This window comes from Sulfoacidibacillus thermotolerans (assembly GCF_003144315.1).
Classification (GTDB): Bacteria; Bacillota; Bacilli; order Alicyclobacillales; family SLC66; genus Sulfoacidibacillus; species Sulfoacidibacillus thermotolerans.
Map to the genome: position 1 here is coordinate 1 of NZ_MPDK01000036.1, position 13,411 is coordinate 13,411.

Genomic DNA, 13,411 nt, shown 5'->3' on the forward strand with positions numbered 1-13,411 from the left:
CCTTGCTGTTCCATGTGCAACAATCGATTCAAGACGATGGTCAAAGTAGACCCAGCAGGGTCAACATAAGTAAACCCCGGCGCTTGATCTGGAGATTCCACCCAATCATCTAGCATCGATTGAATCATCTGGATTGCCGTAGATGATTTTCCTGAACCGTTTTTCCCACCCATGAAAAAGTGACGCAAAAATTGCTGCTTCGGGATTTTTACAAGACGCGGCGGTTTGACCGGATGAATCAATCGGCCTACGGCAATTCCTTTGGTTAATTGATCATCGTCAAGCGTTTGTTCTCCCGGTTTCATCCCGACAATCAGTTTTTGCATCTTCTCTTTTTTCATGTTCGGCAGCCGAATCAGCCTTGAGAGTTCTTCCTCGCTCCACAACCAATCCGATTCTTTCCCTTTTCCTTGATCAAGAACGAAGCGATGTTCTTTTTCGAACTGTCGGTTCAGATTGACTGCGATTTTTTCATACACATGAGCGTTTTCGTCCTTCACACCCATGTGTATTTTCACGCGATAATACGTGGTGTTTTCACTTTTCCTTTTTTGAATACGCGCTAGACGATCTTTTTCTTCTGGAGAGAGGGATGTTTTTTCTTTTGAAGCAGCAGAAGAAGAAGAACGTTTCCCTGAAAATGGTGTCCCTCCTGCTGCCGCGACCGTTTCTGCATCAAAGGGGTTGAGGGCATGAGCAATTTTTTTGGCTGTTTGAAAGAAATCTCTGCCGTCACGAGCTTCCCCTTTTCCTGTAAGACTTTGTGTGAATTCGTAAGCGGGCCGTTGCTCAAATCTCAGTTCGAGATAACTTCCAGATTCCAGAGCGGACAAAACGGCTTCTAAACTTCCATCAAGGTTCAACATGCCCCCTACAACGCCATAGCGATGTAGACTTTTCGTTGGGTACGAGGTGGGTTCAGAAACTTCTTGCAAGTCAATGTGCATGATTTCCTCATGCAGGTTTTTCTTTAGTTGATTTCTTTTCGTTTCTTTACACCCAACATAAATCCCGATTTCCCCATTCTCGTTCTTTTGAAAACGAAACGCGACGACTTCCGTTCCTTGAACGAGTTTGGACGGAAGTCGATCCGCCTCTTTGTATTCCTCGTTCATGAAAGGAATGATTTGCGTCCATGCAAAAGATCGCTCTTTGTAAGAAGGTTCGTTTTTGTACCAAAAGGGTTTCGTTTTTGTTTCTCCGAATCGAAAATTCTTTATTCGATCAAGCGGGTTTTTTTCTTTCATCCAGTCTGGTTTCGTTTGAATCTCGCCGAATTGAAAGGATTTGAGCCTTTCGCTCCACGTGCCACGTGCATCTTCTTTTTGCGAAGAGCGAGAAGCGTCATCTTGCAAATTTGGGTTCCGCCGAAGCGGTGGTGGTGGCATTTTTGACATAAAAAATCCCCCTTTCGTCAAAAGGGGGCAGAGTAAGAAATTTTAGTATCGAAGCAGCGTTGGATCAATCGCGATACCCAAAATGCCCACCACAACAAGAAGAAAAATTGCTAACCGAATCATTGTTTTGGCCACACGAAAAACAAACAAAAAGAGAAGCATCGCAACCAAAAGGATACTTCCTAAAATTGTAGGATTCGACAAACTGCGCACCTTCTTTTGTTTCGCTTAGTATCCTTTGTACTTGCCAGAAACCACGCCCGGAATGTCCCACGGCACAGTCCAAGCTCCTTGAATGCGCCCAAGGGCTGCAATCGCGTTGTCCAGAGGGTTCCAAATGTCGTCATAAGGCGAAATTTCGTACTCCCGAAACGTACTTGGAAGCACTTGCATCAACCCGGATGGACTTCCACCGTCGGAGATATATTTCGGATTGTAGGCATCGGGATTATATCCACTTTCGTGATAGGCGATGGTCACGAGATAGGGAAGCCACGTTTCATTGGCCCCTCCAGCGATTCCATGCGTAGCGTTATATTGCATGCGAATACGAATGGCTTCTCGAAAAATCGCGATCAATTGTTGCGGGGGCAAAGGAACGCCTTTACTAGGCGGTAATCCCCCTCCGATCATGCCGTCTAAAATAGATAAAGCGGCGGGGTCACAAAAATTTTGATCAAGCAAAAGTGCTTGCCGAAAAAGCAGCTGTTGATCACTGATGCGTGGCAACACATCAAACGCCTTTTCCGCTTCGTACAGTGGCGCATAATTCTTATGAATCAACGTCGCCCCTAAGAGCACAACGTGTTGCGTTCCGCTTCCACCAATTATTTCCCACTGCGTCTTCCAAACACCGTTGTATCGCGTGATCGTATTCAACACCATCTTGGTTCGGTACGTCACAAATTCTTTTATGCCGTTTTTTGTGTGTAAGATATGAACGACACGCAATGAAACGGGGACAAACGACGCTGCACGTGGTTGCAATTTCGCAATAATGTAAGCCATTGTCCGATAAGGGTTTGATGAATCCGTTCTTGCTCCAAGTTCGTGAAACGCTTCAAGTAGTCCATAGGGTAATCCTAAGTGAAGCTGCTGGATTTGTTGTTTTTCTTCTGCCGTCAGCCCGATCTGTCCATTAGATAAATGAATGGTTTGCATCCAATGAGACGATTGTTTTTTCTACTCTTGTTGCTGTTGAGGTGAAAATATCTCAATTGGATTTTGAATCGTTGAACCCGCAGAAAGCGCGGCAACAAAGAAAACCACAAGGAGGATGGGAACCAAAAGAATCCCCGTCCCCACTAGCACTTGCCATTTCACCCCTGATTGTATCGTGCGAATTGCTTCTTTGTTACGAAGGAGTGAACGTGCCGCACCCATTACATCGCCAGATGACATTTTTGCAGCCATCGCCGTTGCATCTTTTATGGCAGCCAGCTTTTCCTTTGCTCTATCCTTGGACTCCATTTACAACGCCTTTTGCCACTGCGCGGCGTGTGGCAATGCCCCAGGGATCTCCCACACGTGCCCATTTTTCCAAACATACGTATCAGGGAGTCCGCTTATTACTGTGCCAAACGGATTCGTGAAATCATACACAATCGGCCAACTGATATGGGTTTGTGACACCAGTTCTTGTGTTTCTGCGACCGCTTGCTGTTGCGTAAAAGTAGACGGGAATCCTGTACTAATGAGCAACGGAGTAGGCGAAACATGAACTTGCGCCAATTCTTGCAGTAACGCTTGTCCCCCTAAATTTGGCGAAAAGAAAATAAGTGGCTGCTGTTTTACGGAGACAGTGATTTTTTTGCCCGTTGCCAAAGAGAGCGCAAGCCCCTCATACCGTGCAGGATTCGACGCAAGATGCGTGCGCTGAGTGACACTAAGCACGTGAATTTCGTTTGTCGGCGTGGCTTGTGCGGCTTGTTCCGTTATTGAATGCTCACTGCCACAACCTGTTAAAAACAACGCAGCCACTCCAATCGCCAAAAAAGACACTCTAAACACTCTCGATCGTTTCAAAAAAAACCCCCCTTTGACTACGAGGGGGAGAGTAAGTATTTTAGTGGATTTGTTCTACATAAAGCAAACCACCAACAACAGGCTCGTCCACAGAACGAAAGAGTTTCACAGGAACCCATTCTGTAACAGGTACGTCTACATATCCGTAGGTGGGTTGTTCAACATATCCGTAAACGGGTTGACTGACATCGCCGTATACGGGGACAGTTTCTTGTTGGTAAACGGGTTCCGTGTTGTAGACGGGAACCGTTTTGTATTCTGTCGTGTATGTGGTGGTGTAATGATAGGGAGGGCCGTAGTGCCCCGCGATCCAACTTCCTCCGTGCACCCAGTGTCCTGTATTGACCCATTGGTGAGTCGTTTGATCCCAGTAGCCTCCTTTTTGCCAGTAGCCTCCACCACTCCAATGCCCTGCATACCACGTTGCAGTGCAAGTTGTGTGGGGAACAGAGTAACTTATCGTTCTCGTGCCTACCTGAACTTGTTCAGTCCCCACTTGTACATTTTCCGTTTGCGTGCCGATTTGCTCATAAACTTCTCGTGTGCCCGTTTGTTCGTAAACTTCGTACGTTCCAGTTTGTTCATACCGCATTTGATAGGTTTCAGTAAGGCTTCCGGGCATGGCAAATACAGTCTGACTTTTCGCAATAACACCCGTTGTTTTGGAATGCCCGGGAATGTAACAATCGAAATATTTTGTTTGAGCATGGGGGGCATAATAAAAAGCGTCTATCACACTCGGATTAACCCATGTGGCAGGATCATCATTAGGCCATTTGACAACCATCGCTCTAAACGCTGCTACGTCCTGCGAATCATACACATGTACATCTCCTGTGTCAGCCGTGCCTTCAACTGATACACTTGAGCCGCTGGAAGCACCTGCAATTAACAAATCACCCTGCGATCTTTCCAAAATGATCAAAGAATATGGGGGGCGTAAGGGCTGGTTTAACGAAGCAGTTAGAGTGATGTCGTTGTTATAATCATTCCCCTGCGCCGTAAGAGAAACGGTATATGCCACTGGTATCTCTAATGAATTGCTTTCGAGCGGGGGTTGCGCTGCGCTTTGTGGATACGTCCCCGCCGTTGGTGTTGTCGTCGATTCCAGATACGCGACAAATTGATCCCCACTATCAGAACCAGCTGGAAGCGTCCAGCTTGCCTGTGTTTGATCCCCCGTCACGCCTTGTATTTGTTCCCACTGCGAAAGAGATTCATTGTAAAGGTACATGTAATCTGTATAGGGTCCGTTTGCTGTTCCAGACTGCATTGGGAAATTCGCCGTCGCGGTAAACGCAACTTCTCCATTCGATAAATATGAATCGCTTAACGTTAAAGAGTTGTTCGCGTTCCAGTTGACTGATACATCTCCATCTTGCGTGGACTGAGTGGAATACGTCTGCCCGTTATACTGCAAAACTGCTGCATAACTGTGTTTCGATGCGTTATTTTGAACGGTTGTTTCTAGTGAAGATTCATCACTACCTGTATCTACGATTTGATTGGTCGTTTCATCTTCCACGGACAACGTATATCCGCTTGGCAAATACAACCCCTTTAGACTCGCCTGAAGAAGGACAGGTTCCTCGTTCCATACCCAATCGTTACCGTTATTTGTATTTTGCCACCATGTCGCACCGTTGTTCGCAGATGCTTCGATTTGCAATTGCGAATCTGTAGGTGTTGCTTCCCACGTATCCGTAAGCGTATTGCTTTGCGCGAGTTCTCCAGAAGTTGTTCCCCACGGGGCAATCACCGCCTCAAAGGTATCTGTTTCATTTGTCCCACTGACAGTGACCGAATCTGTTGTGCCTGAAAAGACAGGTGCACCTATCCACTGACCTGTTGTTTCATCATAAATTTGCAGTGCATCCCCTTGTGCCAATGAAACATCGTTGTTTGATGTGGCAGTTAAAGTGATTGGCTGCCCATTCAAAAACGTAGTGTCCGTTGTTTGTGGCTCTGTCGTTGCGAGTGTCACCTGAAAAGATGTGCTGGATGGAGAAGTGATTCCATTGGTTCCACTCGTTTGAGTAGACGGCGTAAATGAACTGGAATCCCCTGTCCCCCATTCATTGTAATAGGTTGCTTTCGCTGTAATTGGCATCGTAGGCCCTGCTTGAATCCCAAGCCACGAAAGAAGTTGCGGGAAAACAACGGGAGCTTGATAATGTACAGTGGCCGTAATGAGATTTCCGTTTTGTGAGATAGCGACGTCCGAATCTGTAAGTGTCGGTTTCCCATCCCACGTTACGGGAGCACCACTTGCCTGTATAGTTTTTAATGCCGCTTGATCCACTGCGCTGGTACTTGGCGTTACGGCGGCTGTCCGTGCTGCGTTTTGAGCGGCCATTTGAGCGATATGCGCCTCGTCCATGCGAATTCCAAAAAAACCCGCAATTTCTAACATTGCCGAAACAAACAGGGTCATAAAAAGGATATTGAATTGCTCTTCCAATCACTTCACCACCTTTTTTCAGCGTGGAACTATGACGACGGCTTGATACTTGCCTCTTCTGTGACGCGAATCGGCAGTACACCCTGTTGATTTGTCACCCCGTAAAACGTCGCAAGAGCTTCATAAACATCTGGAATCCGATATGTTGCGTCTTCTGTGACTTGCACCGTGGTTGCATTTGGAAACGAGACAACAGGCGGTGTGGTTGTCAGACCGGGAACCCTCAGTGGATTTTGATCAAAGGTTTGATCCACCCCCTGCGCTGCGGTCGCTTGGTTAATGACATAAGAAATGGCTCCCTCTCCTTGGGCGTTATACTGAACGGTTTGCGATTGATCACTTGCCCCTGCAAGCGCCGCTGCCCGCACACTTTGCACCACTTGTTGATCCACTTGCTCAATTTGATGATACCCATTCCACACCCACAGGCTCGTGAGCAAAAACGGGAGGAAGATCAGGACCATCGAAAAAATACCAGACACCAAAATCCCACCTTTTTTATGCGGGGAGGACGTGGAGTGTTTTTGCAAGATGAAAACAAGCCCACGCGCCCACTACAAGCGTCCCTACGAAAATTGAAGGGGCAAACGGCCGATGTAGACGCATATCTCCATTTGAAAATTGCCACAAAAAACAAAGAAATTGCGCCAAAAAACTTGCCATCGCAATCAACACCACCCCGTAAAACCCTGTAAACGTAGCAATCATCGCGAACAGCTTGACATCACCTCCCCCAATCCCATTTGCTCGCCACAAAATTCCTCCGATAAAAAGCCAAGCAAGGGCGCTTGCCGTCATGAATAGTACAGACATCGCGCCTTGAAAAACGCCATGCAAGAAAAGGGCAAAAAGCGCGCCGATAAAAATGAGCGTGTTTGAAATGGTCTGCGTTTGCATATCTTGTCGTGCGGCAAGAAAAGTGATGAAAAGAAGCCCTGCCCAAAGAGCAAAAAACAAATCCACAAAAAATCCCCCCTTCAAACAAAAGGGGGGTGGTAAGTATTTTGGTGAAAAATTAAGGCGTGGTGATAACCGTAAAGTCCCAATTTGGTCTCCCTGCAACCAATAACGCATTAGAAATTGTGTCTGTTTGTGAGCCGCACGCATCCGTTGCCGTCACTGTGATCGAAACCTCAGAACCGTTCGGATCAACGGATGGAAGCACAAAACCTGCCACATACAGATGATTCGCTACTTCAGTTGCAGTAGTCTGCCATGTTTGGGGCGTTAAGAGGTTCCCTGTTTCGGGATTTACCGCCCCTAAAGGGGGAGTGATCGTTGCGCTCTCTGTCACAGTAACGGGCCAATTCCCCGGCGGATACACAAATACGCGATCCGTCCACGCCGCCCCTTGGCGAATATACACTGGAAATGTACTTGTCGGCGCAAACGTCCCCATGTTTTCTACTTGTTGCTCTGCACGTGGCGGATTGTAGAGTCCGGTGATCCCAAACCATCCGACAGTCAGAGGGATGATTTCTGTCTTCCCTCCTGTAGTCAGCAAAGCGGCTCCGTCACTTGCGCACCCGACAGTATACGTACTGCTTGTCGTGAGCGCAAAAGCTGGCGAACAAACCAAAAGAGATGAAATTGAAACGCTAAGAAAGAAAACGCGTGTCAGCAAAGGGACACCTCCTTAAAAGGAGATAAATTCTTTGAACGTATAACTAAACGCGAACCCCGCGACAAGAAATAACATCGGAATGGCGATCAACAAAGCCGCTTGAAGCAATGCCGAAATCCGCTTTTGTTCCGCAAGTCGGTCTTGCGCGAAAAGTTCCTTCTCGCGCTCTTTTTCTGCCATCTGAAGCAACTGCTCACCGATAGGAATCTCTGCATATCTTGTCGCTTGCACCAAACGACTCGCGAGATGTTGTAAGGCGGGTAACGCCGTCGTATCCGCCAGCCACATGAGTGCATCTTCGAGAGTATCCGTTGTTTTCGTGCGCAAAATGGCCTCGTGAAATTTTGCTTTTAGAGGGCCGTCTTCCATCGCTTCATGCGCGATGAGCAAAATGTCTGATGAGTCTACATTTCGCTGATATAACTTTGCGATGAGCCGAAGTGTCCGACGCAGATCACTTTGCATTTGCGCGCGAGTTCGTTTTTCTTTTTGATACGGATACAAAAGAAAAGAGATAACGAAATAGAGACTTGCAATGAGCAACCACTTTTCTTCGTTTGGGTAAAAAAGCCCTAAAAGCGGAAATCCGATTGCAAAAAACAGGAGAAACCCTATCCATTGCCTTGCCGTCATCTGTACCCCTGACCGCTGTAACCAACGCGCAATGCGTTCTTCATAAAGCCACGAAGAACGCGACGGCAAAAACCTACGATTCATTATCCGATGTTCGATTGGCCGGATCACAAAAGAAAGCCAGATTAAAAAGAGAGAACCGCTTGTTACAACTCCGATCCACGTCGCGTTTATCTTGCATCACCACCTAATCGAACCAAACGATACACACCAACAAGCACAGAAAGCATCGTTCCTACAAAAAAGACGGGCATCCATCCGATCATCAGAAATGAAATTTTTGACTCAAATAACAGCGTACCGATTAAGAGCGCCCCCGCAAAAAGATACGCTCCATAACGAATAGACGCCGTTTTTGTGGCTACTTTAGCGCGAAACGTTTGTCGTTCTTCCAGTTCATCGGCCACATCTTGCCATGCTTGCGCGGTATGCGCGCCGTACCGTTGCATGTACAGCGTATACGTGGCGAGCCATTCGTAACTCTTGATCGAAAGTGCTCGCGCGCGTTCTCGCATCGCTTCCTCCCCAGAAATCATCAGCGTGTTCATCAGTGTCCTCACGCGCAAAAACTCTTGAACAATGACTGGATCACGGCTTAACCGCAAAATATCTTCAATCGCTTGCGCGGTATCCCCAGTGGCTTCTAGTGATTCAATGCCGATGGGCAACGCAGACTCACGCAATCCCTTTTCCAACCGAAGTGCGAAACGAAGACCGTATAGGCGTAAAGCCAAGTGAACGCCTACCAACGTCAGCACGCCAAACAAAACAGAAATCACCCACGCATCACCAAATAAAAGCGGAATCGCGCTTGCAACGATCGTAATTCCCGCCCATGCAAGCACCAATTGTTTTTCCGTGGTGCGCAAACCCATTTGCGAAAGACGCTGTGCGTGCCGTGCAATGAGTGAAGTGATAAAAGGTGTACGTTCTTCCCAAGATGTAGCAAGAAAAAACTTGCGGGTTTTTTCTCGTTCAAATCGCCAAAGTAAATACGAAAGTCCAATCAAAAGAAGAGAAATTCCGGTAAGCAAAAGTGCTAGTTGTCCACCCATTCTTTGGTAAGCACTCCTTTTTTCATGGCGCGTTCTTTCATTTCTTTCGAAAGGCCGTGAAAAGTCACTTCACCTGTTCGAACATCGCGCGAGAACACCGTGCGCCCAATGACTTGCCCCCGCGCCTGCCCTGTGATTTCTAACACTTCTTCAATTCCCATGTGTTCCGCTTCACGTCGCAAAAAAATGACGTGCGAAATTCCCCGTTGGATCATATCTGCAACCGTAGAACGAGGAGGATGGTGCGCAACGGCCATCCCTAGATTTTGCATGCGCAAAAGAGCATCTTGCGCAGAGTTCGCATGGAGAGTCGCCGCGACTAAATGGAGTCCGACGTTTGAGATGCGTAAAAACTCCCACAGTGTATCTTCGTCGCGGATTTCTCCGATCATCATGACATCCCCTCCCATACGAAGGGTTGCACGATTATTTTTGATCATGTTGACAAAGTGCACATTCCCTAGCTCTCCTTGATTCCATAGTCGAATCACGGAAGAAGGAAAAAGGGGCTGCATTTCAGGCGCTTCTTCGATGAGGATCAAGCGATGATCGGGAGAAACAAAAGCGCTCATCGCATTTAATGTAGTGGTTTTGCCCGCCCCTTGATTCCCCGCGATCACAAAAGAAGCACCGAGCTTTGGCAACCATTCCAGATAGGTACGAAGGCGATTGTCAGTGACGATTTCATGAAGCGCATAGGGATAAGAAAAGAGGCGAATCGTCAGTAGCGGAATCCGCTTCACCCGTTGCTCTGTACCTGTTCGTGACACGCCTGCCGATCCTTGCATGACGTGAAAGCGTGAGCCGTCTGCGAGAATCGCGTCAATTTCAGGGATGTTTCGCGCATAACGAAAAGAGGTTCCTGCTAGTTTCTTTTCGATAAAACGGTACACTTCTTCGATACTCGCAAATCGTTTCGGATAGGTCTTGATTTTTCCGCCTTCGGCATATTCAATCCACTCATTCCCTGCAACCCAAATCGTGGTGACTTTGGGGCGTGATTTTAATTCAGTCAGTACGCCATATTCATAGATGTCTTCCAAAAGTTCTTCGATGATCGGCGCGCGCAAAGTGTCCGGCACACCGATTTTCCGTGCGATTTTCGCTAACTGAATTTCCATTTCTTGCTCTTTGGGGAGCGTGGATAAAAATTCTTGATCTCGCTTATTCTCCGTGACGAGTCGCTCTTTCCACGCAGCAACTTCTTTTGAAGTTGTGTGTTTTTGAACGCGCAAGAGATTTTCATCTGGTTTACTTTGTCCCAACATTTGCGCCACCGCCTTTGCTCAAACTTGAAGACATTGTTCCTGACGGCATCGGCAAAGAAGAAGGCCCGTTTTGAAACGAAGCTGGCGGTTGGGCTAATCCCGACGGCGGCGGCGCGCCTTCGCTCGCTGATGCCGTGGGATAGGGAGCCGTATTTTGGAACTCGCTACCCCCAACCGTTCCCGCGATGACTTGTACATTTTTTGCATTCATCAGCGCTTGAATCGTTCCCCAAGGAGCACCAATCAACATGGCCGTTACATTGGGTGTGTTTTGTCCAAATGCCGAACTAATGGCTGCGTTGATCGCACCATTGGTTGCATTTACATCCGTACTCACAGAAAGCACCCAAATGTTTGGAAAGGCAGTCCCGTTCGCTAGAAGCGTCACATGCTGTCCCGGTTGAACGCCAGCGCTCAACAGGTTGTTTTCTACGTCAATCTGAACAAATGTTAAATTGGGATAGGTTTGCGAAAGATGTTGGATGGTTGAAAATAGATTCCCTTGCGCTGACAGCTCAAACGTTTGAAATGGACTCCCTGCGGGGATCGACATCGTTGTGACTTTCCCGACGACATTTTGCGTAATGGTATCCGCTTGAAGCGCCTCGATTGGCATTTGTACAACGTGTACTTCATTTTGTGTGATCGTTGTATAAGCAGGAATCGTTTGATTGGTTTCTTCAACAGAAATGGTTTTGACTGCCCCATGAAGAGCCATCACATTGAGTACACCTGATGCAAACACCCCTACGATTCCTGCTCCGAGGGCGATTTGATAGATTTTCGCCAAAACGCAAACCCTCCTTTCTTCTCCAATTCTTTTTCAGTCGTCTCTTCTTCTCCTAACACCCTCTGCCCAATTCTTGCTACTAACAGACTAAACGGACGGCGTGGCTGTTTTAAAACGACCGCTTCCCCCTTCTCATTGCTCTCAAAGACTTGTTTATCTTCTAGTGCATACCCAAACAAATCGCGATGAAAAAATTCTTTTTCGAATAATTCTGGAGCTTGTTTGTCGTAAAACTTGTTAAAAATCACTTCAGGAGGTTCAGGGAGCAATGCTTGATACTCTTCGTATACCGTGAGATACCGCTTGAACTTCGCACGATCCCCCGTCCCAACCAGAAAAGTTGTATCCGCTTGTCGTAAAGCAGAAACAAAACTTTCTCCTGCGTTTCCGCTGCCTAGATTCCAAATGAGCACATCAAAAGTAGCCGTCATCCACTGGTGCATATGTTCAAGAACCTCTGGACGAACCATTTTCCCTTCATCACTTGCCGGAAGCAAGAAGAATCCAAATTTTTTCACTGGCACGACGGCGCGTAAAATCAGATCATCCGTCAAATGCGGAACGCCAAAAAAACGTTCCTCCCACACGTCGATAGAAAGTGTTGTTTCGGCATGAAGGCGATCTTTGAGCGTACCAAACGGGTCTAAATCCACGACCGCCACGCGCTTTCCTCGCTGCGCAAGCCACGCCGCAAGATTCACAACGAGTGTGTCCTTGCCTACCCCACCTCCAGTGGGCAAAAGCCCTGCAAAAGCAACGGTTTTTCCTTGCTTGGTCTGTCCGTGTAAACGCGGGCGATTTTTCCGTTTAGGTTTCTTCGCCCACTCCACCAATTGCGCGGGATCAATTTCATCGCCAGTGATGGTTTCAACACCTTCAAACGGTTTTGAGAGGTCTGTCCCAAAATACAACACGGGAATTCCGCGTATTACCGCCTGTTCCATCTTCTTTGCCTCTGCAAACCACTCATCTACAATCCATGCATCGCCAACTCTTGGTTCGGGATAGGTCGTAGTGACTTCGTGCGCAATTTCGCTAAAATAAGGAATCAACTCTTCCCAATCTGTAATCAGATATAGCGTTTTATCCAACCTCCTTTCGACGAAAGCGCTCAATAAACGCTTCGCGCGTCATCGTGGCCACTTGTAGCGTCTGATTCCCAATCGCCCACCACGATTTACTTCGTTCGCACGACCCCCAATTGTTCACATTCATCCAGTAAAAATAAACGGAAACCAGCCGATGCCACCGTGTGTTTTTGTGGGTCGTTACCGTCCATCCTTCTCGTGCGTAGTTCAACCACACGCTTTCTGTTTTGATCGTCTCAATGTGTTTGTGTTTAGAAAGCGTTGCGGCAATTTTGGCATACGCTGCTTCACGGTCTTGAAAAAACACTTTACGGTCTTGTTTGTAAAAAAAGAGCGGTTCGTGACTAATCGTTAGCACCCGATCACGTTCTCGCGTAACATAATAGCGGGTTACGCGACGTGTATGATGAAAGAGACGATCATACAACCAGTTTCCTGCGACAACGCCCAACACGTAACCCATTAGCAAGTTTCACTACTTCCTTTCTGGGATTCGGTGGTTCCTTACTTCCTTTCTGGGATTCGGTGGTTCCTTTCCTTCGTGCGAGAACAGGAACCACCGAATCCCACCAAAATCCCGCCACGGAAGCCCCCGCATTTATGCGTGGGGAGGAAGCGGTGGTTCTCTCCTTTCATGCGCACCAACACGCTTTTTTCGTACTGCCAACCATCCGCTCTTTGCAAAACTGTGAAGTGTTTATGCGAAATCCCTTACGGGACTGGTAACGCTTAAAAAGTCTCTCCTCGCCCATGTTGAAAAAGGTCGAAAACAACAACCGCACCGCTTGCATCTCCCCTGCTCGCTTTTAACGGCTGTCCCATAGAGCCAAAGGCTGGAGAAGCACCCTTGGGTATGCACTTTTCCAACGTAGCTTTCGCTCGGGCTGGTCATAGTAGGGCTTTTACAAGCCCCCGGCTTTAGCCGTGGGGTCTATGACACCTTTAGGCGTTTAGTGCATTACTGAAAAAAGAACACCGAGCAGTACCCCGACAATTGCACCTAGTACAAGGCCGATAGCGGCACGTTTTGTCGAGCGACCAGTATCCCATTTTCCTTTGAAGTTTTTCCA

14 protein-coding genes and 1 pseudogene are annotated in these 13,411 nt (G+C 47.5%); all 15 read right to left on the reverse strand.

The window, feature by feature from the left end:
- A pseudogene (locus tag BM613_RS13165) lies at positions 1-1,397 on the reverse strand (hypothetical protein); the annotation flags it as partial.
- A gap of 42 nt (positions 1,398-1,439) precedes the next feature.
- Positions 1,440-1,601: a hypothetical protein gene (locus BM613_RS15200; protein ID WP_181363166.1), complete on the reverse strand. Its 162-nt coding sequence runs from the start codon at positions 1,599-1,601 to the stop codon at positions 1,440-1,442.
- Positions 1,602-1,625: 24 nt separating this feature from the next.
- Positions 1,626-2,558: a transglycosylase SLT domain-containing protein gene (locus BM613_RS13170; protein WP_109431639.1), complete on the reverse strand. Its 933-nt coding sequence runs from the start codon at positions 2,556-2,558 to the stop codon at positions 1,626-1,628.
- A 21-nt stretch (positions 2,559-2,579) separates the two neighbouring features.
- On the reverse strand, positions 2,580-2,867 hold the full coding sequence (locus tag BM613_RS13175; RefSeq protein WP_109431640.1) for a hypothetical protein: 288 nt from the start codon (positions 2,865-2,867) through the stop codon (positions 2,580-2,582).
- On the reverse strand, positions 2,868-3,422 hold the full coding sequence (locus tag BM613_RS13180; RefSeq protein ID WP_146192826.1) for a hypothetical protein: 555 nt from the start codon (positions 3,420-3,422) through the stop codon (positions 2,868-2,870). It abuts the gene before it with no gap.
- A 40-nt stretch (positions 3,423-3,462) separates the two neighbouring features.
- Positions 3,463-5,883, reverse strand: coding sequence for a hypothetical protein (locus BM613_RS13185; protein ID WP_181363167.1), 2,421 nt, complete (start codon positions 5,881-5,883; stop codon positions 3,463-3,465).
- 29 nt (positions 5,884-5,912) lie between these two features.
- Positions 5,913-6,365 (reverse strand): hypothetical protein, encoded by a 453-nt coding sequence (locus tag BM613_RS13190; protein WP_109431642.1) that lies wholly within the window; start codon positions 6,363-6,365, stop codon positions 5,913-5,915.
- A gap of 16 nt (positions 6,366-6,381) precedes the next feature.
- Positions 6,382-6,846 (reverse strand): prepilin peptidase, encoded by a 465-nt coding sequence (locus tag BM613_RS13195; protein ID WP_181363168.1) that lies wholly within the window; start codon positions 6,844-6,846, stop codon positions 6,382-6,384.
- Between the two features lie 52 nt (positions 6,847-6,898).
- Positions 6,899-7,507, reverse strand: a complete 609-nt coding sequence (locus tag BM613_RS13200; RefSeq protein WP_109431644.1) for a hypothetical protein — start codon at positions 7,505-7,507, stop codon at positions 6,899-6,901.
- Between the two features lie 12 nt (positions 7,508-7,519).
- On the reverse strand, positions 7,520-8,224 hold the full coding sequence (locus BM613_RS13205; RefSeq protein ID WP_146192822.1) for a hypothetical protein: 705 nt from the start codon (positions 8,222-8,224) through the stop codon (positions 7,520-7,522).
- A gap of 86 nt (positions 8,225-8,310) precedes the next feature.
- Positions 8,311-9,195 (reverse strand): type II secretion system F family protein, encoded by an 885-nt coding sequence (locus tag BM613_RS13210; protein WP_109431617.1) that lies wholly within the window; start codon positions 9,193-9,195, stop codon positions 8,311-8,313.
- Entirely contained in the window at positions 9,180-10,463 is a 1,284-nt protein-coding gene (locus BM613_RS13215) for an ATPase, T2SS/T4P/T4SS family (protein ID WP_109431618.1), read from the reverse strand. The genes BM613_RS13210 and BM613_RS13215 overlap by 16 nt, the downstream gene beginning before the upstream one ends.
- Entirely contained in the window at positions 10,447-11,253 is an 807-nt protein-coding gene (locus tag BM613_RS13220; protein ID WP_109431619.1) for an SAF domain-containing protein, read from the reverse strand. The genes BM613_RS13215 and BM613_RS13220 overlap by 17 nt, the downstream gene beginning before the upstream one ends.
- Entirely contained in the window at positions 11,211-12,344 is a 1,134-nt protein-coding gene (locus tag BM613_RS13225; RefSeq protein WP_109431620.1) for a CpaE/TadZ family protein, read from the reverse strand. The genes BM613_RS13220 and BM613_RS13225 overlap by 43 nt, the downstream gene beginning before the upstream one ends.
- A complete protein-coding gene (locus tag BM613_RS13230; RefSeq protein ID WP_146192823.1) occupies positions 12,337-12,810 on the reverse strand; it encodes a hypothetical protein in 474 nt (157 codons plus the stop codon). Before BM613_RS13230 ends, BM613_RS13225 begins: the two co-directional genes overlap by 8 nt.
- Positions 12,811-13,411: the final 601 nt, after the last annotated feature.